The 21,455-nt window shown below is 36.3% G+C and carries 11 protein-coding genes, 6 tRNA genes, 3 rRNA genes and 4 pseudogenes; 19 read left to right on the top strand and 5 right to left on the bottom strand.

Annotated elements, in window-relative coordinates:
* Positions 1-121: 121 nt before the first annotated feature.
* Together ABLV90_RS14590 and ABLV90_RS14585 are read right to left on the bottom strand one after the other, a co-directional pair.
* Positions 122-436, bottom strand: coding sequence for a heme oxygenase (locus tag ABLV90_RS14590; RefSeq protein WP_046465798.1), 315 nt, complete (start codon positions 434-436; stop codon positions 122-124).
* Between the two features lie 170 nt (positions 437-606).
* Positions 607-867: a SunI/YnzG family protein gene (locus ABLV90_RS14585; protein ID WP_002507009.1), complete on the bottom strand. Its 261-nt coding sequence runs from the start codon at positions 865-867 to the stop codon at positions 607-609.
* Positions 868-1,044: 177 nt separating this feature from the next.
* Here ABLV90_RS14585 and ABLV90_RS14580 point away from each other — a divergent pair, with 177 nt between their 5' ends.
* From ABLV90_RS14580 to glmM, 19 genes and pseudogenes are all read left to right on the top strand, one after another.
* Complete coding sequence (locus ABLV90_RS14580) at positions 1,045-1,548, top strand: metal-dependent hydrolase (RefSeq protein WP_285323802.1); 504 nt, start codon at positions 1,045-1,047, stop codon at positions 1,546-1,548.
* 114 nt (positions 1,549-1,662) lie between these two features.
* Positions 1,663-2,850, top strand: a complete 1,188-nt coding sequence (locus tag ABLV90_RS14575) for a UTP--glucose-1-phosphate uridylyltransferase (RefSeq protein ID WP_427706766.1) — start codon at positions 1,663-1,665, stop codon at positions 2,848-2,850.
* Between the two features lie 19 nt (positions 2,851-2,869).
* Positions 2,870-3,554, top strand: a pseudogene (trhA, locus tag ABLV90_RS14570) (PAQR family membrane homeostasis protein TrhA).
* 375 nt (positions 3,555-3,929) lie between these two features.
* Positions 3,930-5,259, top strand: a pseudogene (gene sdrM, locus ABLV90_RS14565) (multidrug efflux MFS transporter SdrM).
* A gap of 237 nt (positions 5,260-5,496) precedes the next feature.
* A pseudogene (locus ABLV90_RS14560) lies at positions 5,497-5,948 on the top strand (SepA family multidrug efflux transporter).
* 339 nt (positions 5,949-6,287) lie between these two features.
* Positions 6,288-7,352: an Mrp/NBP35 family ATP-binding protein gene (locus ABLV90_RS14555; RefSeq protein ID WP_277582589.1), complete on the top strand. Its 1,065-nt coding sequence runs from the start codon at positions 6,288-6,290 to the stop codon at positions 7,350-7,352.
* Between the two features lie 494 nt (positions 7,353-7,846).
* Positions 7,847-9,399: ribosomal RNA gene (locus ABLV90_RS14550) — 16S ribosomal RNA — on the top strand.
* A 289-nt stretch (positions 9,400-9,688) separates the two neighbouring features.
* Positions 9,689-12,613 (top strand): 23S ribosomal RNA (locus ABLV90_RS14545).
* A gap of 81 nt (positions 12,614-12,694) precedes the next feature.
* Positions 12,695-12,809, top strand: a 5S ribosomal RNA gene (gene rrf, locus ABLV90_RS14540).
* The 16S, 23S and 5S rRNA genes sit together here with 6 tRNA genes alongside, the layout of an rRNA operon.
* An 11-nt stretch (positions 12,810-12,820) precedes the next feature.
* A tRNA-Asn gene (locus tag ABLV90_RS14535) sits at positions 12,821-12,895 on the top strand.
* Between the two features lie 3 nt (positions 12,896-12,898).
* Positions 12,899-12,970: transfer RNA gene (locus ABLV90_RS14530), tRNA-Glu, on the top strand.
* Between the two features lie 8 nt (positions 12,971-12,978).
* Positions 12,979-13,054, top strand: a tRNA-Val gene (locus ABLV90_RS14525).
* Positions 13,055-13,070: 16 nt separating this feature from the next.
* Positions 13,071-13,154, top strand: a tRNA-Tyr gene (locus ABLV90_RS14520).
* A 4-nt stretch (positions 13,155-13,158) separates the two neighbouring features.
* Positions 13,159-13,233: transfer RNA gene (locus tag ABLV90_RS14515), tRNA-Gln, on the top strand.
* A 4-nt stretch (positions 13,234-13,237) separates the two neighbouring features.
* A tRNA-Lys gene (locus tag ABLV90_RS14510) sits at positions 13,238-13,310 on the top strand.
* Positions 13,311-13,599: 289 nt separating this feature from the next.
* Positions 13,600-14,505, top strand: coding sequence for an arginase (gene rocF, locus ABLV90_RS14505; protein ID WP_046466187.1), 906 nt, complete (start codon positions 13,600-13,602; stop codon positions 14,503-14,505).
* A gap of 137 nt (positions 14,506-14,642) precedes the next feature.
* Positions 14,643-15,449, top strand: a complete 807-nt coding sequence (gene cdaA / locus ABLV90_RS14500; protein WP_460872819.1) for a diadenylate cyclase CdaA — start codon at positions 14,643-14,645, stop codon at positions 15,447-15,449.
* Position 15,450: 1 nt separating this feature from the next.
* The gene (locus tag ABLV90_RS14495) at positions 15,451-16,383 is read left to right on the top strand and encodes a CdaR family protein (protein WP_427706772.1); all 933 of its coding nucleotides are present in this window, start codon (positions 15,451-15,453) and stop codon (positions 16,381-16,383) included.
* Positions 16,384-16,412: 29 nt separating this feature from the next.
* Positions 16,413-17,768: a phosphoglucosamine mutase gene (gene glmM / locus ABLV90_RS14490; protein ID WP_427706774.1), complete on the top strand. Its 1,356-nt coding sequence runs from the start codon at positions 16,413-16,415 to the stop codon at positions 17,766-17,768.
* 99 nt (positions 17,769-17,867) lie between these two features.
* Here glmM and ABLV90_RS14485 read toward each other — a convergent pair whose 3' ends face one another.
* The 3 genes and pseudogenes from ABLV90_RS14485 to ABLV90_RS14475 form a co-directional block, all read right to left on the bottom strand.
* Positions 17,868-18,971: a mannitol-1-phosphate 5-dehydrogenase gene (locus tag ABLV90_RS14485; RefSeq protein ID WP_460872818.1), complete on the bottom strand. Its 1,104-nt coding sequence runs from the start codon at positions 18,969-18,971 to the stop codon at positions 17,868-17,870.
* The gene (locus ABLV90_RS14480) at positions 18,971-19,405 is read right to left on the bottom strand and encodes a PTS sugar transporter subunit IIA (protein ID WP_046466182.1); all 435 of its coding nucleotides are present in this window, start codon (positions 19,403-19,405) and stop codon (positions 18,971-18,973) included. Before ABLV90_RS14480 ends, ABLV90_RS14485 begins: the two co-directional genes overlap by 1 nt.
* A gap of 5 nt (positions 19,406-19,410) precedes the next feature.
* Positions 19,411-21,444, bottom strand: a pseudogene (locus ABLV90_RS14475) (BglG family transcription antiterminator).
* Positions 21,445-21,455 lie beyond the last annotated feature (11 nt).

The following is a 21,455-nucleotide window of genomic DNA, read 5'->3' as shown; positions in this document are numbered from 1 at the left end:
TGAATAAGCAACAATCGAATATGAATATAATAAAACACCCCAAAAGTTAGATGAAATCTAATTTTTGGGGTGTTTTGCAATATTGATTGTTTTCTTGATTTAAACTTACAAAATCATTTGATTAATTAAGTGTTGATAAAACATTAGCTTTAACAACTTTATTCCCTATGACTGGTGAATCTTCGCTTTTAGATTTTGACTTACCTGCGTGTGCTTCTTTAAAAGCATCACTCTCTAGCCATGCTTTGAAATTATCTTCAGAATCCCACCAAGTATTCACATACATCTGATCGTGGTCTGTTTCGTCTTCAATAAGCCAAACTTCAACTTTACGAAAGCCTTCTAATTCATTAATTTTGCCCTTTTTAGTAAAATTAGGCGCCATTTTCTCTGCAAACCCTTTTTTTACATCAATTCTATTCGTAACAACGTACATGATATGCACCCACTTTCTAAGATTTAGCTATAGTATATCATCATTGTGAATTAGAGGTTAATTGATATCCCTTATTCAAGTTAAATAGGTTTAAGACGTAATTAATATAAAAAAGACGAAATTCTAACGTGGGATTAGAATTTCGTCTTTTTGTTGTTAATTGTTTAATACTATTTTGTTACTTCATTATATACTTTTTGATCATTTTGCGTATAAATAATGTATTCATGGTCATTAGTGTCGATGATAACACGGTTCGTTTTTCCGAAAGTAGAACCAATTCTCGAAACTTTATTTCTATCTAATTTTGGAATTTCATGGATATTTTGATCTTGTGAAATGTTCTTAATATCACTTGTTGGAATCTTAATATCTGCAACTCTCCATTGAATTCTTACTTCATTGTTATCTTTTTTAACTGTCATTGCCATATCTAGAACACATCCTTTAATTAATTTATAGCTACATCATACAACAACATGCAATCGTTTTCAAGTAATTGTGTGATACTTTTTGTGAATATGTTATACTCAATGCTTTGTTACGAAAGTACGTTCGCATTGATATAAAAGATATGATAAAATATATTGCGATAAGGAGAAGTGAAAATGACAGGTAAAACCCACGCATCATGCGGTTTATTAGTAGGCGCATTAACTATAGAATATTTCCATACAGATTTGTTTACATCAATTACGGTTATAACGCTTGCGGTTATATCAAGTTTATTACCTGATATTTGTCATGCACAGAGTAAAATTGGTAGACGATTAAAAGTTTTGAGCTTTTTTATTAGAATATTATTTGGTCACAGGACATTTACACACTCACTATTATTTATTTCAATTATAATTTGTCTATTATATGCTATCCAAACACCAATTTATTATTTAATTACGATTATATTCGGATTGCTATCTCATGTTATACTAGATATGTTAACACCTAGGGGAGTTAAATTTTTATATCCTATCCCTATCAGTGTGAAATTCCCTTTGGTTTTTAAAACAGGTGGTCTCGTTGATTTATCACTTGCGAGTGCGTTAACTATAGGCGCAACTTATGTGTTTTTTCAACCGTTTATTAATCAACTGTTTTTTAAATGGTTATGATTAAGGTTGTGCATATAATCATAATAATATAAAGTACAAATAGTGAAATTATATATTCAAGTCAGTAATAAGATATTATTTTTATCTAATATTTGAATATTAAGGAGAGAGAACATGCTAGATAAGAAAGGTTTAGAAAAGTTTAATCAAGACCATTTAATTGAATTTGAAAAACTAATGAGTACAAATGAAAAAGAACAATTAGCTAATAAAGTAGACTCTTTAAACTTATCTGATATTCAAGATTTATATGAAGATTTATATGTAAATAAAAAAGTAATCGATGATGTTTCTTCTATTAATGAAGTGAAATATGAAGTTAAAAAAGAATTTACAGAAGAAGAAATCAAAAAATATGAAGAAGTTGGTTTAGACGCAATTCAAAAAGGCAAATTTGCAGTGTTATTAATGGCAGGTGGGCAAGGGACGCGTTTAGGTTATAAAGGACCTAAAGGTTCGTTTGAAATTGAAGGCGTTAGCTTATTTGAAATTCAAGCACAGCAATTAATAGCATTAAAAGAACAAACAGGTGTAGCTGTCGATTGGTATATCATGACTAGCAAAGTAAATGACAAAGAAACACAACTGTTTTTCGAAGCTAAAGATTATTTTGGATATGATAAATCACATGTGCACTTTTTCAAGCAAGAAAACATTGTTGCCTTATCTGAAGAAGGCAAGTTAGTTTTAGACGTAGATGGTAACATCCTAGAAACGCCTAACGGTAATGGTGGCGTGTTTAAATCACTCAAAAATTCAGGCTATTTAGATGAAATGACAGACAATGGTGTGGAATATATTTTCTTGAATAATATTGATAACGTTCTTGTGAAAGTATTGGACCCATTATTTGCAGGTTATACATTCCAAAAAAGTATGGATATCACTACAAAATCAATTCAACCTAAAGAGGGTGAAAGTGTAGGTAGATTAGTTACAGCTAATCAAAAAGATACTGTACTTGAATATTCAGAATTAGACCCTGAAGTTGCTAATGAATTTAATAACGCTAATATAGGAATACATACATTTAAACTTTTATTTATTAACAATGTGGTTGATCATGCATTGCCATATCATTTAGCGATTAAAAAATTAAAACAGCTAGATGATGATTTTGGCGTAATTGAGCAACCAACGCTTAAGTTTGAATTATTCTATTTTGATATTTTCCAGTATGCTAATAGCTTTATTACATTACAAGTACCGAGAGAAGAAGAATTTTCTCCTTTAAAAAATAAAGAAGGTAAAGATAGTGTTGAAACAGCTACAGCTGATTTGAAACGTATGAATTTGATTTAATAAAAGGGTGGTTACACTTATGTCTCATACAGTAGATGTAGATAATAGCAAAGTGGCTAAAACATTTAAAAATATTGTACCTTTAACGTTTGGTGAGGAAATTGGAAATGCAGTTTCACATGGGGTAGCTGCATTCATTGCTTTATGCGTATTGCCGTATGCGGCAATACAAAGTTTTATGGATCATGGCATATTAGGTTCGTTTAGCGTTTCACTATACGTGATCAGTATTTTTCTAATGTTTATATCTTCAACGGTTTACCATGCGATGCCTAATAATTCTTCACATAAATATATACTCAGAATTATCGATCACAGTATGATATATATCGCAATTGCCGGAACATATACACCAATATGTTTAGTGTTAATCGGTGGTCTGGCTAGGATGGACTGCAATGGCAGTGCTTTGGGGTATTACACTCTGGGGCATTCTATACAAATCATTAGCTAAAAATGTTAGTCATAAATTAAGCTTAACAATGTATTTAGTTATGGGATGGATTGGCGTTTTATTTTTACCGACAATTATCTTCGATTCATCGGTAACATTTATGCTATTTATTCTATTCGGTGGGGTTGCTTATACGGTCGGAGCATGGTTCTATGCACAAAAAAATCGTCCATACTTTCATATGATTTGGCACTTCTTTATAGTGATTGCATCCGTATTTCATTTTATAGCTATTTTATATTTTATGTAATTTTTAAGAAAAATACATTGTGATTTAATAGTATCTAGAACATCAAGACAGGTTTTAGTCGCAGTTGTTATATTGGCGCTAGCTGTCTGATATCTAAATGAACTTATAACTAGTTTTTAAAGAACTACTGCTACATTTGTGAAGACGAGTAGTTCTTATGCAAGAACTTCAGTGCTTGTATTATTTTTTAGTAGGCTTTGTGGGGGCGGGAATATGAAATCAAATTTTAAATTTTGATTTCTATCCCGCTCTTTTTTTAAACAAATTATCATAAAGCATAGTTTTAATTTAACGAAGTAGATTTGAAACTGATTACAACATATTGATTTGATTATACTTGAAAGCATTTTAATTTGTTATGCAAGGAGGTAAATTATGAATGTTAAGTCTTTAGGTATCGTAGTTGCATTAATATTAATTATGTTTATGTCGGCCATAGAAACATCCATAGTTTCTTTGGCAATACCTACTATAAGAGATGACTTAAACGTTACTTCATCCATTTCACTGATTTTTGCAGTTTATTTTATTGCAATTGTCATAGCTAATCCGATTGTGGGAGAACTACTAGATAGAACGAAAATTATTTATATCACGCTTTTAGGATTATTGCTTTTTACTATAGGTAGTTTCTTATCCGGGATAAGTGGTACTTTCAAGCATACTAATCATGTCCCGTTTCATACAAGGTTTAGGCGCCGGTGTAATGATGGCATTGAGTCAAATCGTACCTAAACTTGCCTTTGAAATTCCATTACGTTATAAAATTATGGGAATTGTTGGTAGTGTATGGGGGATTTCTAGCATTATTGGTCCAGTTTTGGGAGGAACTATTTTAGAATTTGCAACGTGGCACTGGTTATTCTTCGTGAATATTCCGATTGCAATCGCGACTATGGTATTGGTGATAATCACATTCCATTTTGAAAATGAAAATACAACTACAACGAACAAATTAGACGTGAAGGGCTTAATGTATTTCTATGTATTAATCTTCTTTTTAATGTTTACAGTTATGAATAAAGCGAATTTATATTTAAACATAATTTCACTTATCTTAGCTTGTGTAATGGCAGTAGTTCTTTACAAAAATGAAAAAAACGTAAAAACACCATTTGTACCAGTTGCAGAATTTAATAAGACGATTATTTTAATATTCTTCACCGATTTTGCTTATGCAATTATTCTGATGGGTTACAACTTATATATGCCTATTTATTTACAAGAGGAAATGGGTCTCTCACCATTACAAAGTGGCTTTGTAATATTTCCAATTTCATTCGCTTGGTTAGCGCTTAATTTTTCATTAGATAAATTAGAGGTTAGAATGAGTAGAAAAGGATTATATATTTTTGCATTCACATTATTAATGCTATGTGGCATTTTAGTATTTATAGGCACCGAGTCGCCATTATTTATAGCATTTAGTTTATTACTTGCGGGAGTTAGCTTTGGCACAGTTTATACAAAAGACAGTGTTATTACTCAAGAAGAGACTTCATTAAATAACATGAAGCGGATGATGTCGTTCTATACATTAACCAAGAGTTTAGGTAACTCAATAGGTTCTACTGTGATGGGTTACATTTATGCACTATCATTTACTTTTATCAGTCTACAAATACACAATGTTATCTTACTTAGTTTAGTTATATTGATTATACTAATGGTTTTATGGGCTGTAATTTATAGAGAACAGAAATAAAACTCGCATTAGTAAGCTATATCTATATAATTAAAACATGATGTACTTCATTAATAAACGTTATAATTTGAATAGTAGAGCTTTGTGTTAATTTGTATTTGGTAGTGAGTTGTTATAATGGTAATATAGTTTATGCGATTATAGTTTTAATAATAAAAAACCAGCGAGATTGTAATAAAAGTTAGGTGATTATTAAGCGGAATATCGAAATAGAGTGAAAAGGGAGGACAGTAAGCAATGAAATATATAAAATATTTATTTACAACGCTTATTGTACTTTCGGTATTTATTATTTCTGGGGCTATATTTTTAACATTTTTAGGATTTGGATTATATGGCTTGAGTAGAATCCTTATTTATTTCCACCTTGCGTATTTTGGATATAATAAAAACTTTTACGATAACTTAATTTATTATGGCAGTTATATTGTATTAGGTTATTTTAATTTGTTTATAATAGAGAATTTAATGGATTACTTTAGAAAAAAATACCAGATAACCCATATTTTAAAGGCATAACTTATCACTTAATTACTTTCACAGTAACAACTTTGTTATTTTACTTCATAGTGCATATCCATTATGCCTATATAAATATTGATTTTTGGGTGATTGTATTTATCATTGGACTCTTATTTATATGTAAGGAAATATTTTATCCAGATAGTGAAAACTTAAATGGAAAATAAGCAAGGTACTATAGAAAATCAATTCGGTTAATTGAAGTGTTTAAACTGTATTGATCATAAAGATTGAACATAGCATTAATATATATAGTAGAAACTGTAATATTGTAACCTTATCACTGATAATTAAAGTAACCATTTAAGAAGACAAGAATAATATCAATGAAATAGCAATTACTATAAGAAGTTAGTTTATTTATTCTTTAATAGAGAGTGAAGTGAGCTAACTTCTTTTTTAATAAGCTGATTATATTTATACTGAATATAAACTATTTAAAGCAAACTTAAGTTTTGTTTGTTAGAATATAAATAATGATTATTTTATAAAGAGGGGGACGCATTGTGTTAACGACTGAGCAAGTTAAAGAACTTGTTGGAGAATTAAAAGATCCAATAATAAATGTACCTTTAAAAGAAACCGATGGAATAGTAGAGGTTACTATTAAAGAAGAAATAGAGCATGTAAGTGTCAAAATAGCTATGGCTCAATTAGGGGGACAACCTCAATTAGATTTACAGATGGCCGTAGTTGAAGTGTTAAAAGAAAATGGGGCTAATACAGTTGGCATTAGATTTGAAGAATTACCATCTGATGTAGTAGAACAATATAGAGGTACGAGCGATGACGAGCAACAAACAATAGAAGGCTTATTATCTAAAGACAATCCTGTAGAGTTTATTGCCATCGCTTCTGGTAAAGGTGGCGTTGGAAAATCCACAGTAGCAGTCAATTTAGCAGTATCATTAGCTAGAGAAGGTAAAAAAGTTGGTCTAGTTGATGCTGATATTTATGGCTTTAGCGTTCCAGACATGATGGGAATTGATGAAAAACCAGGTGTACAAGGTAAAGAAATCATACCAGTTGAACGTCATGGTGTGAAAGTCATTTCGATGGCTTTCTTTGTTGAAGAGAACGCACCAGTTATATGGAGAGGCCCAATGTTAGGTAAAATGCTTACGAATTTCTTTGTTGAAGTGCGATGGGGAGATTTAGATTATTTGATTTTAGATTTACCACCAGGTACTGGGGACATTGCTTTAGATGTACATACGATGTTGCCATCAAGTAAAGAAATTATCGTAACAACGCCTCATCCTACTGCAGCATTTGTTGCGGCAAGAGCTGGAGCAATGGCAAAACACACTGAACACACGATTTTAGGTGTAATAGAAAACATGTCTTACTTCCAAAGTAAAGAAACTGGAAATAAAGAATATGTATTTGGAACAGGTGGCGGTGAAAAGCTTGCTGAAGAATTACAAACAGACTTATTAGGTCACCTACCATTAGAGCAACCATCATGGAATCCAAAAGATTTCGCTCCTTCTATTTATCAACCAGAGGATAGATTAGGAGAAATATACCAATCAATGGCACAACAAATCATTGAAAAGACTAGAAAATAGTAGCATTTAAGGAGTGGGTAGAAATTAATTTAATTTTTATCCACTTTTCTCTTGCAATTTTTTTGAATGGTGGTAGAATTATTTCTTGTGACCAACGAACGCATGATACAGCGTAAACGTAACAAATCACAATAAACAAAATAAAGTATTGACTTTCTCTTGTGAAATTGATATTATATAAAAGTCGTCAAAAACGACAAAAACATTATTTAATTCAATTTCGAAAAAGTGTAAAAAATATACTTGAAATTTTATAAGAAATACTTTAATATTATTAAAGTAATGTTAAATGATTGTTAAAGAATATTAATTTTTTATTGACACAACGTCAATTGAAATGGTATAGTAATAAAGCAATTATCCAAATGAACATTGAAAACTGAATTGCAATATGTCAACGTTAATTCCGAACGCAACATTAAATTGTTGGTTCAAACGTGTTAGAGATAACACACAAATTAGTATTTTATGAGCTAATCAAACATCATAATTCATTTATGGAGAGTTTGATCCTGGCTCAGGATGAACGCCGGCGGCGTGCCTAATACATGCAAGTCGAGCGAACGGATAAGGAGCTTGCTCCTTTGAAGTTAGCGGCGGACGGGTGAGTAACACGTGGGTAACCTACCTATAAGACTGGAATAACTTCGGGAAACCGGAGCTAATGCCGGATAACATTTGGAACCGCATGGTTCTAAAGTAAAAGATGGTTTTGCTATCACTTATAGATGGACCCGCGCCGTATTAGCTAGTTGGTAAGGTAACGGCTTACCAAGGCAACGATACGTAGCCGACCTGAGAGGGTGATCGGCCACACTGGAACTGAGACACGGTCCAGACTCCTACGGGAGGCAGCAGTAGGGAATCTTCCGCAATGGACGAAAGTCTGACGGAGCAACGCCGCGTGAGTGATGAAGGTTTTCGGATCGTAAAACTCTGTTATTAGGGAAGAACAAATGTGTAAGTAACTGTGCACATCTTGACGGTACCTAATCAGAAAGCCACGGCTAACTACGTGCCAGCAGCCGCGGTAATACGTAGGTGGCAAGCGTTATCCGGAATTATTGGGCGTAAAGCGCGCGTAGGCGGTTTCTTAAGTCTGATGTGAAAGCCCACGGCTCAACCGTGGAGGGTCATTGGAAACTGGGGAACTTGAGTACAGAAGAGGAAAGTGGAATTCCATGTGTAGCGGTGAAATGCGCAGAGATATGGAGGAACACCAGTGGCGAAGGCGACTTTCTGGTCTGTAACTGACGCTGATGTGCGAAAGCGTGGGGATCAAACAGGATTAGATACCCTGGTAGTCCACGCCGTAAACGATGAGTGCTAAGTGTTAGGGGGTTTCCGCCCCTTAGTGCTGCAGCTAACGCATTAAGCACTCCGCCTGGGGAGTACGACCGCAAGGTTGAAACTCAAAGGAATTGACGGGGACCCGCACAAGCGGTGGAGCATGTGGTTTAATTCGAAGCAACGCGAAGAACCTTACCAAATCTTGACATCCTTTGAAAACTCTAGAGATAGAGCCTTCCCCTTCGGGGGACAAAGTGACAGGTGGTGCATGGTTGTCGTCAGCTCGTGTCGTGAGATGTTGGGTTAAGTCCCGCAACGAGCGCAACCCTTAAACTTAGTTGCCAGCATTTAGTTGGGCACTCTAGGTTGACTGCCGGTGACAAACCGGAGGAAGGTGGGGATGACGTCAAATCATCATGCCCCTTATGATTTGGGCTACACACGTGCTACAATGGACAATACAAAGGGCAGCTAAACCGCGAGGTCATGCAAATCCCATAAAGTTGTTCTCAGTTCGGATTGTAGTCTGCAACTCGACTACATGAAGCCGGAATCGCTAGTAATCGTAGATCAGCATGCTACGGTGAATACGTTCCCGGGTCTTGTACACACCGCCCGTCACACCACGAGAGTTTGTAACACCCGAAGCCGGTGGAGTAACCATTTATGGAGCTAGCCGTCGAAGGTGGGACAAATGATTGGGGTGAAGTCGTAACAAGGTAGCCGTATCGGAAGGTGCGGTCGGATCACCTCCTTTCTAAGGATATATTCGGAACATCTTCCTTGAGAAGATGAAGAGGAATGACATTGACATATTGCATTCAGTTTTGAATGCTCATTACGAGTATTCATTGCGTTATTTTGTACATTGAAAACTAGATATGTAAGTAAAATTTATGATTTTACCAAGCAAAACCGAGTGAATTAGAGTTTTAAAAAGCTTGAATTCAAAAAAATAGAAATAATCGCTAGTGTTCGAAAGAACACTCACAGATTAATAACATTTTAGATTTTCAACCGATTTTTTTCGTGTTGAAGGTCGAAAAGATTAAGTTATTAAGGGCGCACGGTGGATGCCTTGGCACTAGAAGCCTACGAAGGACGTTACTAACGACGATATGCTTTGGGGAGCTGTAAGTAAGCTTTGATCCAGAGATTTCCGAATGGGGAAACCCAACACGAGTTATGTCGTGTTATCGATATGTGAATACATAGCATATCTGAAGGCAGACGCGGGGAACTGAAACATCTTAGTACCCGCGGGAAGAGAAAGAAAAATCGATTCCCTGAGTAGCGGCGAGCGAAACGGGAAGAGCCCAAACCAACGAGCTTGCTTGTTGGGGTTGTAGGACACTCTGTACGGAGTTACAAAAGAACAAATTAGACGAATCATCTGGAAAGATGAATCAAAGAAGGTAATAATCCTGTAGTCGAAAGTTTGTTCACTCTTGAGTGGATCCTGAGTACGACGGAACACGAGAAATTCCGTCGGAATCCGGGAGGACCATCTCCCAAGGCTAAATACTCTCTAGTGACCGATAGTGAACCAGTACCGTGAGGGAAAGGTGAAAAGTACCCCGGAAGGGGAGTGAAATAGAACTTGAAACCGTGTGCTTACAAGTAGTCAGAGCCCGTTAATGGGTGATGGCGTGCCTTTTGTAGAATGAACCGGCGAGTTACGATTTGATGCAAGGTTAAGCGACTAATGTGGAGCCGTAGCGAAAGCGAGTCTGAATAGGGCGTTGAGTATTTGGTCGTAGACCCGAAACCAGGTGATCTACCCATGACCAGGCTGAAGTTCAGGTAACACTGAATGGAGGGCCGAACCGACTTACGTTGAAAAGTGAGCGGATGAGTTGTGGGTAGCGGAGAAATTCCAATCGAACCTGGAGATAGCTGGTTCTCTCCGAAATAGCTTTAGGGCTAGCCTTAAGTAATGATTATTGGAGGTAGAGCACTGTTTGGACGAGGGGCCCTTATCGGGTTACCGAATTCAGACAAACTCCGAATGCCAATCAATTTTATCTTAGGAGTTAGAACGCGGGTGATAAGGTCCGTGTTCGAAAGGGAAACAGCCCAGACCACCGCCTAAGGTCCCAAAATATATGTTAAGTGGAAAAGGATGTGGCGTTGCCCAGACAACTAGTATGTTGGCTTAGAAGCAGCCATCATTTAAAGAGTGCGTAATAGCTCACTAGTCGAGTGACACTGCGCCGAAAATGTACCGGGGCTAAACATATTACCGAAGCTGTGGATTGTCCGTAAGGACAGTGGTAGGAGAGCGTTCTAAGGGCGTTGAAGCATGATCGCAAGGACATGTGGAGCGCTTAGAAGTGAGAATGCCGGTGTGAGTAGCGAAAGACGGGTGAGAATCCCGTCCACCGATTGACTAAGGTTTCCAGAGGAAGGCTCGTCCGCTCTGGGTTAGTCGGGTCCTAAGCTGAGGCCGATAGGCGTAGGCGATGGATAACAGGTTGATATTCCTGTACCACCAAATTTCGTTTTAAGCGATGGGGGGACGCAGTAGGATAGGCGAAGCGTACTATTGGATTGTACGTCCAAGCAATGAGACTGAGTGTTAGGCAAATCCGGCACTCTTAAGGTCAAGTTGTGATGGGGAGAGGAAATTGTTTCCTCGAGTCGTTGATTTCACACTGCCAAGAAAAGCCTCTAGCTAGAATTTTGGTGCCCGTACCGCAAACCGACACAGGTAGTCAAGATGAGAATTCTAAGGTGAGCGAGCGAACTCTCGTTAAGGAACTCGGCAAAATGACCCCGTAACTTCGGGAGAAGGGGTGCTCTTTAGGGTTAACGCCCAGGAGAGCCGCAGTGAATAGGCCCAAGCGACTGTTTATCAAAAACACAGGTCTCTGCTAAACCGTAAGGTGATGTATAGGGGCTGACGCCTGCCCGGTGCCGGAAGGTTAAGAGGAGTGGTTAGCTTCGGCGAAGCTACGAATCGAAGCCCCAGTAAACGGCGGCCGTAACTATAACGGTCCTAAGGTAGCGAAATTCCTTGTCGGGTAAGTTCCGACCCGCACGAAAGGCGTAACGATTTGGGCACTGTCTCAACGAGAGACTCGGTGAAATCATAGTACCTGTGAAGATGCGGGTTACCCGCGACAGGACGGAAAGACCCCGTGGAGCTTTACTGTAGTCTGATATTGAAATTCGGTACAACTTGTACAGGATAGGTAGGAGCCTTTGAAACGTGAGCGCCGGCTTACGTCGAGGCGTTGGTGGGATACTACCCTTGCTGTGTTGGATTTCTAACCCGCACCATTTATCATGGTGGGAGACAGTGTCAGATGGACAGTTTGACTGGGGCGGTCGCCTCCTAAAGAGTAACGGAGGCGCTCAAAGGTTTCCTCAGAATGGTTGGAAATCATTCATAGAGTGTAAAGGCATAAGGAAGCTTGACTGCGAGACTTACAAGTCGAGCAGTGGTCGAAAGACGGACTTAGTGATCCGGTGGTTCCGCATGGAAGGGCCATCGCTCAACGGATAAAAGCTACCCCGGGGATAACAGGCTTATCTCCCCCAAGAGTTCACATCGACGGGGAGGTTTGGCACCTCGATGTCGGCTCATCGCATCCTGGGGCTGTAGTCGGTCCCAAGGGTTGGGCTGTTCGCCCATTAAAGCGGTACGCGAGCCGGGTTCAGAACGTCGTGAGACAGTTCGGTCCCTATCCGTCGTGGGCGCAGGAAATTTGAGAGGAGCTGTCCTTAGTACGAGAGGACCGGGATGGACATACCTCTGGTGTACCAGTTGTCGTGCCAACGGCATCGCCGGGTAGCTATGTATGGACGGGATAAGTGCTGAAAGCATCTAAGCATGAAGCCCCCCTCAAGATGAGATTTCCCAACTTCGGTTATAAGATCCCTCAAAGATGATGAGGTTAATAGGTTCGAGGTGGAAGCATAGCGATATGTGGAGCTGACGAATACTAATCGATCGAAGACTTAATCAAATTTAAAAAGTGTTTTGTTTGGCATTATCAAATTTTACTTACTATCTAGTTTTGAATGTATAATTTTTATACAGTTCATTGTCTGGTGACAATGGCAAGGAGGTCACACCTGTTCCCATGCCGAACACAGTAGTTAAGCTCCTTAGCGCCGATGGTAGTCGGACTTACGTTCCGCAAGAGTAGGACGTTGCCAGGCAATTTAATTATTCCACAGTAGCTCAGTGGTAGAGCTATCGGCTGTTAACCGATCGGTCGTAGGTTCGAGTCCTACCTGTGGAGCCATATGGCCCCGTGGTCAAGCGGTTAAGACACCGCCCTTTCACGGCGGTAACACGGGTTCGAGTCCCGTCGGGGTCATACATATTGGAGGATTAGCTCAGTCGGGAGAGCATCTGCCTTACAAGCAGAGGGTCGGCGGTTCGAACCCGTCATCCTCCACCATTTTTAATTTAATAGCGGAGGGGTAGCGAAGTGGCTAAACGCGGCGGACTGTAAATCCGCTCCTTCGGGTTCGGCAGTTCGAATCTGCCCCCCTCCACCATTAATGGGCTATAGCCAAGCGGTAAGGCAACGGACTTTGACTCCGTCACTCGTTGGTTCGAATCCAACTAGCCCGACCATTTAGAGCCATTAGCTCAGTTGGTAGAGCATCTGACTTTTAATCAGAGGGTCAGTGGTTCGAGCCCACTATGGCTCACTCTATAGCATTTCTCATAAGAGAAATGCTTTTTTTGTGCTGAAAATTAAAACTTCTGAAAATCTTTAAATGATAATATAATAAAAAAAGTGAAAAAAATCCTATACATTTTTATGATTAGAATAGTATGTAAAAGGCAATATAAGGCCTTTTTATGAATTATAAATCATTATACTGGTTTTATATGTAAAATGATGATTTTATAAAAAAATGATGATATTACATTAACTTGAAACATAAAGCGCTTTCGATTATTCTAGTAACAGATGAAAACAAAGGGGTTTTTAACATGAATAAAAAAATAGAAATAATTGGAGCACCATCAACATATGGACAAAGGAAATTAGGGGTTAACTTTGGTCCAGATGCTATACGATACGCAGGCATTGTTGATCGTATTAGAGCGATAGGCTTATCCGTTGTAGATTCTGGTAATATTGAAGTACCAGCAATTGATTTAGATAAGTTTAATTCAGAGCAAGAGGGCTTACGAAATTTAGACGAAATTATTACTGTTTCTAACAACTTAAGTGAAGCAGTTTCAAATAGTATTGAAAAAAATAATTTTCCATTAATTCTTGGAGGAGATCATTCAATTGCTATAGGTTCAATATCTGGCGTAAGTAAACACTATGATAACTTAGGCGTTATTTGGTACGACGCACATGGAGATTTAAATGTACCCGAAGAATCACCATCAGGTAATATACATGGTATGCCATTACGTGTACTTGCCGGAGATGGGGATGAGCGCTTAGTTAATATTTCAAATTATACACCTAAAGTGAAACCAGAAAACATCGTTCTTATAGGGATGAGAGATTTAGACGATGGCGAACGCCGTTACATAAAAGAAAATAATATTAAAACTTATACCATGGCGGAAGTTGATAGATATGGTATTAACCAAGTTATAGATGAAACGATAGAATATCTAGAACCTAAAACAGATGGTATACATTTATCATTAGATGTTGACGCGTTGGATCCTGTTGAAACGCCAGGAACAGGCACTAGAGTCTTAGGTGGTTTGACATATAGAGAAAGTCATTTTGCATTAGAGTTATTACATAACTCGAAGTGTGTGACTTCTATGGATATAGTTGAAGTTAACCCATTAATAGATCACACCAATGATACAGCTAAACAAGCGGTTGGTTTAGTAGGTAGTTTCTTTGGAGAAACGCTTCTATAATTAGTAATGAAACTGATATGGATATAATCCATATCAGTTTTTTTAATTTTTATTATAAAATTAAATACTAAATATGACAGTTGGCTTTATGATTGGTATAATATATAACATGGGAACAGATAACCGGAGGAGATGTTATGGATTTATCCAACTTTTTTGATGACTGGAGTACAGTAAAAATAATTGCAAGTGTACTCGATTTGCTCATAGTATGGTATGTACTTTATCTTCTCATTACAGTTTTTAAAGGTACCAAAGCCATTCAACTATTAAAAGGAATTGTCGTAATAGTTATTGGTCAACAAGTGAGTAAAATGTTAAATTTAACAGCCACAGCCAAATTGTTTGATTTAGTTATTCAATGGGGTGTGTTAGCTTTAATCGTAATATTCCAACCAGAAATTAGACGCGCATTAGAACAACTTGGTCGTGGAAGTCTATTTAAACGCTATTCAACTAATTTAAATAGTGATGAAGGAAAACTTATATCTTCTGTATCCAAAGCAGTGCAGTATATGGCAAAACGACGTATTGGTGCATTGATTGTTTTTGAAAATGAAACAGGATTACAAGATTATATCGAAACTGGTATTGCCATGAACTCGGAAATATCACAAGAACTTTTAACAAACGTATTCGTGCCTAATACACCTTTACATGATGGCGCGATGATTATACAAGAAAATAAAATTGCAAGTGTCGCGAGTTATTTACCATTATCAGATAGTGCCAAGATTGCTAAAAGCCTAGGTACAAGACATAGAGCGGCAGTTGGTATTTCTGAAGTATCCGATGCTTTTACAGTTATTGTGTCTGAAGAAACAGGATCAATTTCTGTTACATTTGATGGTAAATTAAGAAAAGATATTTCTAACGAAGCTTTTGAAGAATTATTGGCTGAACATTGGTTTGGCACACACTTTAACAAGAAAGGTGTGAAATAATATGCTAGAAAGTAAGTGGGGATTAAGGTTAATCGCACTTGTATTAGCGTTAGTATTTTTCTTATCAGTTAATAATATGTTTGGTAATATTTTTAATGCTGATAACTTAGGACAGAAATCTTCAGAAACAATTGAAGATGTACCTGTTCAAGTGAAGTATGACAACACATCATTGTATGCGAGTGAAGTTCCAAATAAAGTAGATGTAGAAATATCTGGACCACAATCACAAGTACTGAAGGCTGAAAATGGTGAAAGTATCAAGGCCGTATTAGACTTGAGTGAAGAAAAAGCAGGTAAGCATACTACACAATTCCAAGTGAATGGGTTAAATAAAGATATTGATTATAATGTGAAACCGAAAGAAACAACAATAAATCTGGAAGAGAAAGTAAGTAAAACATTAAAAGTAGAACCAGATGTAAGTAATAATGATTTGGATCCGGAATATAAAGTAAGTGAACAGAGCGTGTCACCAGAAACTGTTAAAGTGACTGGCGGTAAAAATCAAATTGATAAAATTGCTTATTTAAAAGCAACATATAAAAACAAAAGTAAAATTTCTAAAGACACAACAGATGTTGCACAAATTACTGCATTTGATAGAAACTTAAATAAAATTGATGTGATGGTTCAACCAAATGAAGTCAATCTAAGTGTGAAAGTAGAAGACTATAGTAAAAAAGTGAAAGTAAAAACTAAAGCAGTAGGCTCATTATCAAATGGTCGTGAAGTAGATAATATCGAATTAGATAATGAGGAAGTTGAAATTTATGGTAATAAAGAAGATCTAGAAGATATTGATGAAATTACAGCCAATATTGATTTGGATAATGTGGCAGGTTCTACTGAAAAAGATATTACGTTTGAAGTGCCTGATAAGGTTACTAAAGTAAGTCCTAAAGATACAACTGCAACAATTACAGTCAAATAGATTTTTTTAAAATAAAGGAGATATATATAATGGCAAAATATTTTGGAACAGACGGCGTAAGGGGCGTAGCGAATAAAGAACTTACCCCTGAACTTGCATTTAAATTAGGACGCTACGGTGGTTACGTATTAGCACATAATGAAGGGGAAAAGCACCCTAAAGTACTCGTTGGTAGAGATACGCGTGTTTCTGGAGAAATGTTAGAATCTGCTTTAATTGCAGGACTTATTTCAATTGGTGCAGAGGTAATGCGTTTAGGTGTTATATCAACGCCAGGAGTTGCTTATTTAACTCGTGCAATGGAAGCTGATTTAGGTGTTATGATTTCTGCTTCTCATAATCCAGTTCCAGATAATGGTATCAAATTCTTCGGTTCAGATGGTTTTAAATTGTCAGACGATCAAGAACAAGAAATAGAAACACTTTTAGATCAAGAAAATCCCGACTTACCTCGACCAATTGGAGAAGATATCGTTCATTACTCTGACTATTTTGAAGGTAGTCAAAAATATATCAGTTATTTAAAATCAACAGTAGATGTAAATCTTGACGGTATGAAAATTGGCTTAGATGGAGCGAATGGCTCTACTTCATCATTAGCACCATTTTTATTCGGAGATTTAGAAGCAGATACTGTGACAGTTGGATGTAATCCAGATGGTTATAATATAAATAAAGAGGTTGGTTCAACACATCCTGAAACTTTAGCTAAGGAAGTTGTAGAATCTGAATGTGACTTTGGACTTGCTTTTGATGGTGATGGAGATAGACTTATCGCTATTGATGAAAATGGAGAAATCGTTGATGGTGATCAGATTATGTTTATTATCGGGCAAGCGATGTCTAAAAATCGTGAACTTAACAACAACATGATTGTTTCAACAGTGATGAGTAATTTAGGTTTTTATAAAGCTTTAGAAAATGAAGGTATTCAATCAAACAAAACTAAAGTTGGAGACCGCTATGTTGTTGAAGAAATGAGAAGAGGCAATTATAATTTAGGTGGCGAACAGTCTGGTCATATCGTGCTTATGGATTATAATACGACAGGTGACGGCTTATTAACAGGTGTACAATTGGCAAGTATTATTAAAATGACTGGTAAGAGTTTAAGTCAACTTGCGGGCCAAATGAAAAAATATCCTCAATCATTAGTCAATGTACGTGTTACAGATAAATATCGTGTAGAAGAAAATATTGATGTTCAAGAAGTAATGACAAGAGTTGAAGTAGAAATGAATGGCGAAGGCCGTATATTAGTAAGACCTTCAGGTACAGAACCACTTGTTCGTGTAATGGTTGAAGCTTCAACTGATGAAGATGCACAACGTTTCGCGCAAACAATTGCAGATGTTGTACAAGATAAAATGGGATTAGACGAATAAACAAATTCCAATTTTGATTAAAATAAAAAAGCTTGGAACAAGTGTTAAAACCCTTGTTCCAAGCTTTTTTTGTTACTATTTTACAGCAATTTCAAAATATTAAAGTACGTTGTATGCTTGAATAATTTCTGTAGTTAATTGATCATCGATTTTAGCATAATCTTTTAAGAATGATTCAACACCGTGTGCTTTAATATAATCATTTTTCTCTACTGTTTCTGGATCGTTTGTGTCATCATATTTTAACAACAATGCAATTGCTTTAACTAAACCGTCATGGGCTAAATTATTTTGATATAAATAATTTAATGGTTTAATGATACGATCTTGAGGCCCTATTTTACGAATTGTGCCACGACCGACACGTGTAACTTCGTCCGATAAGTTAGGATTTTTAAAACGTCCAATAATTTTTTCAACGTACTGTGCTTGTTCATTTTCTGTGAAATCAAATTGACTTGTAATATACTGGCTTGTTTCTTTAAGAACTTTATCTAAATCATGTTTAATATGCTCATCGTTAATAGCATCTAATACTGTAGGTTGATTAAAGTATCGACTTGCGTAAGCTAAGTAAGCATGACCAGTATTTACAGTTAGCAGTTTTCTTTCAATATATGGTGTTAAGTTATCTACATATTTAATGTGATTTAATTCTGGACCGAACCATGCATCTTTTTCGATAACCCACTCATAAAATGGTTCAACTACGACATCTAAAATATTTTCATTCTTTTGCATTGGTACGATTCTATCAACTGCTGAATTAGCAAAATGGATATGGTCGTCTAAAGGACCAGTTATATCTAGAATCGCTTTTTTCAAAGTGTTCGTAGCCATAATAGCATTTTCGCAGGCCACAATATTTACAGGTGTTTCTTTTTCTTTTAAATAGGGCGCAAATGATTTAGCAATAATTGGTAAGATATTAACGCCAACAGCAGTTGTAATTAAGTCTGCTTCTAATACTGCTTCTTTCAAACTTTCGGAAAGGGAACCTGAATCAATTGCATCAACGTTATGCACGCGTGTTGTTGTATGAGCTTCATCAGCTAAAATGACATCATACTCTTGTTTTTCATCTAAAGCATTGATAATATCAGCGTTCACATCTGCAAATGTTACTTTAACGTCATTATCTGCTAAGATGTAACCGATAAAACCTCTACCTATGTTACCCGCACCAAAGTGTAATGCTTTCATTATGCATCAGCCTCCTCAAAGACTTGTTTAATTTCTTCTGCAGATGAAGCTTTAACAATACGCTCCACATTTTCTTCTTCACTAAACGTAATGGCAATTTTAGAAAGTAAGTCTAAATGTTCACCATCTTTACCCGCAATTCCGACCACGACTTTAACTTCTTCGCCATCCCAATCGACACCTTCAGGAATTTGAATTAATGTCAAACCTGATTTTAAGACACTTGCTTTAGCTTCGTCAGTACCATGTGGAATTGCTAAGCCATTACCCATGAAAGTCGTAACGACTTGTTCACGGTCTTTCATTGCTTGAATATAGGCTTCTGTCACGGCACCACTTGAAACTAAGGCTTGTCCCGCTTTTTCGATTGCTTCGTTTTGGTCTTTCATTGATTGGTTAATAAAAATGTTTTCGTTACTGAATAATTCGCTCATTTTCTTCACTCCAAGTTTAATAGATTTTGTAATTGTATAAGATAACTCTGCTTTAAAATATCTAACAATTGTTCTGGATGTTGCATAAATTCATCAATATTGTCTAAATGTTCAACCATTTTTCCTGATATGTCACTGACAAGTTGTGACATCGTATCATCATGCGGTACAAACATATTTAATAAATAATTTACTGATAGATCGTCATTTTGATTACTCTTTAGTGTGATAGGCTCATTTAAAATCGTAATTAAGATAAAAGGTTGTTGAATTATTTCATTCTTTAAATGAGGTATAGCTATCGGATATGGTTCCAAGACAAATCCTTGAGTATCCATATGATGCTTAATGAGTTCGCCGAATGACTGACCATCTGTAATAATTTGATGTGATAATAATGTTTCGGTTAAATAGGTGGTCCAATTAGAAACGCTTATATAGTCAATATATACTGAATCAATAAGTTCTAAACCTTTTCTGATATAAGATAGTTTAGCTTCAGGGTCTGGTATATTTTGATGTGTATAATCTAATGTGTCGCTTGGTTGTACGTCTTTTTGCATGTTTAGAAATGCGACAACATGATTAATATCTGAATCAGGCAGTAGTGGATTTACAGTGATATAAGGTGTTGTAATGTCCAAATCTACCGTCGTGATAATCGCATCAAATTGTGTTGGATCTAATTCATTTAAATCTCCAACAGAAGCTTGTGTCGTTTTTTGAATCTCACTGAATGTTTGCTGTAATCGTGTAGCGAGCAGTGCGACTTGTGCCAATACCACTACTACAAACAACTAAGACGCTATAAAATGGACTTCCTTGATTTTGAATAGCGCCACCAAAGTGCAACACAATAAATGCAATTTCACTATCTGGAAAATTAAAATCTGGCCAAATATGTGATAAACCTCGATGTACACTTTCAAAAAGTCTAGGGTATTTATGTTTAATCATTTCTGTTAATGGATTATATGTCTCAATGTTTGCGTTCAATCGATTAATTGCGGGGATAAGATGCAATTTCAAACCTTCACTCAGTGTATCCCAATCTTTAAAGTCTTGTTGTGAATATTTAGCAACAGAGTGAATAAGTTGATCTATACGAGCTTCGTCCTTATTATCTTTAAACACTTCTACGGATTCCTTACGTTTCGCACCGCGTAAATGGATTGTAATAAAGGTTACTTCTGCTTGATTAAACTGCACGCCATAAATGTGTTCTAAATGTAAGGCGAGTGCAGCTAGCTACTTTATGTTCAAATGAATCTTTAACATTATTATAGATATCATTATTTAGCGCAACGTATTCACCATTGAGCATACGATCGATGCTTAATACGATATGCACAGTCAATGTGAGATAACTAGATTCAGTCAATGAATAGGGGAGTTGATCTAAATGATCCATAAGTATACGCTCTACTTGGAAAATCTTATCCATATCTACCATTGCCAGTTGAGATTGGTTAATGGATTGGTAGACAAAATGATTTTCAATCACTGAATAGACACTCGTACTATTTAAATTATTGACCATAAGTTGACTTAATAATTCACGTTTTTTTGATTCAAGCACCATTTAAATGAATACCTTCACCGCGTTTTTTCTGTAATTTTAATTGATATTGGTCAAGCTCGATGTCTAATTCATCCAAAAGTTTGGTTAACGTCTGTGTAGATACACCAATTTCATGTGCTAAGCCATATTGCTTGATAGGTTCTTTAGCTTGAATCAAAGCATATAAAATAATAACTTTTTGTTCTTCTTGAGATAAATCAATTGTATTTTGTTGTGACAGTACATTTTTCAGTGAGGTCACTGCATGCTCATCTGCATCCAGTTGTATGCCTTTTTTAGTTACACGTTCTAAGTTAATATTAAAAGTATTTATAAATGACTCAATTGATTTTAACTCTCTATGAATAGTACGAGAGGATACAGCTAGATGTTGAGCTATGTCATAAATCGTGACATATTGACCGTGATACTTAATTAACATTTCGATAATTTCTTTTTCACGTGTACTCAAAAACATAGTCATACCCT

Origin of the sequence: Staphylococcus sp. 2S1 (assembly GCF_046721335.1) — a bacterium.
GTDB classification, from domain to species: domain Bacteria; phylum Bacillota; class Bacilli; order Staphylococcales; family Staphylococcaceae; genus Staphylococcus; species Staphylococcus equorum_A.
The sequence above is the reverse complement of the archived record's forward strand: the minus strand, read 5'-3'. Positions and strand labels throughout refer to the sequence as shown.

What these genes read in the sequence shown, in the direction of transcription:
- ABLV90_RS14480 (WP_046466182.1), bottom strand. Translation starts at nt 19,405, where the DNA reads ATGAGCGAATTATTCAGTAACGAAAACATTTTTATTAACCAATCAATG.
- ABLV90_RS14485 (WP_460872818.1), bottom strand. Translation starts at nt 18,971, where the DNA reads ATGAAAGCATTACACTTTGGTGCGGGTAACATAGGTAGAGGTTTTATC.
- rocF (WP_046466187.1), top strand. Translation starts at nt 13,600, where the DNA reads ATGAATAAAAAAATAGAAATAATTGGAGCACCATCAACATATGGACAA.
- ABLV90_RS14575 (WP_427706766.1), top strand. Translation starts at nt 1,663, where the DNA reads ATGCTAGATAAGAAAGGTTTAGAAAAGTTTAATCAAGACCATTTAATT.
- ABLV90_RS14580 (WP_285323802.1), top strand. Translation starts at nt 1,045, where the DNA reads ATGACAGGTAAAACCCACGCATCATGCGGTTTATTAGTAGGCGCATTA.
- ABLV90_RS14495 (WP_427706772.1), top strand. Translation starts at nt 15,451, where the DNA reads ATGCTAGAAAGTAAGTGGGGATTAAGGTTAATCGCACTTGTATTAGCG.
- ABLV90_RS14585 (WP_002507009.1), bottom strand. Translation starts at nt 867, where the DNA reads ATGGCAATGACAGTTAAAAAAGATAACAATGAAGTAAGAATTCAATGG.
- glmM (WP_427706774.1), top strand. Translation starts at nt 16,413, where the DNA reads ATGGCAAAATATTTTGGAACAGACGGCGTAAGGGGCGTAGCGAATAAA.
- ABLV90_RS14590 (WP_046465798.1), bottom strand. Translation starts at nt 436, where the DNA reads ATGTACGTTGTTACGAATAGAATTGATGTAAAAAAAGGGTTTGCAGAG.
- cdaA (WP_460872819.1), top strand. Translation starts at nt 14,643, where the DNA reads ATGGATTTATCCAACTTTTTTGATGACTGGAGTACAGTAAAAATAATT.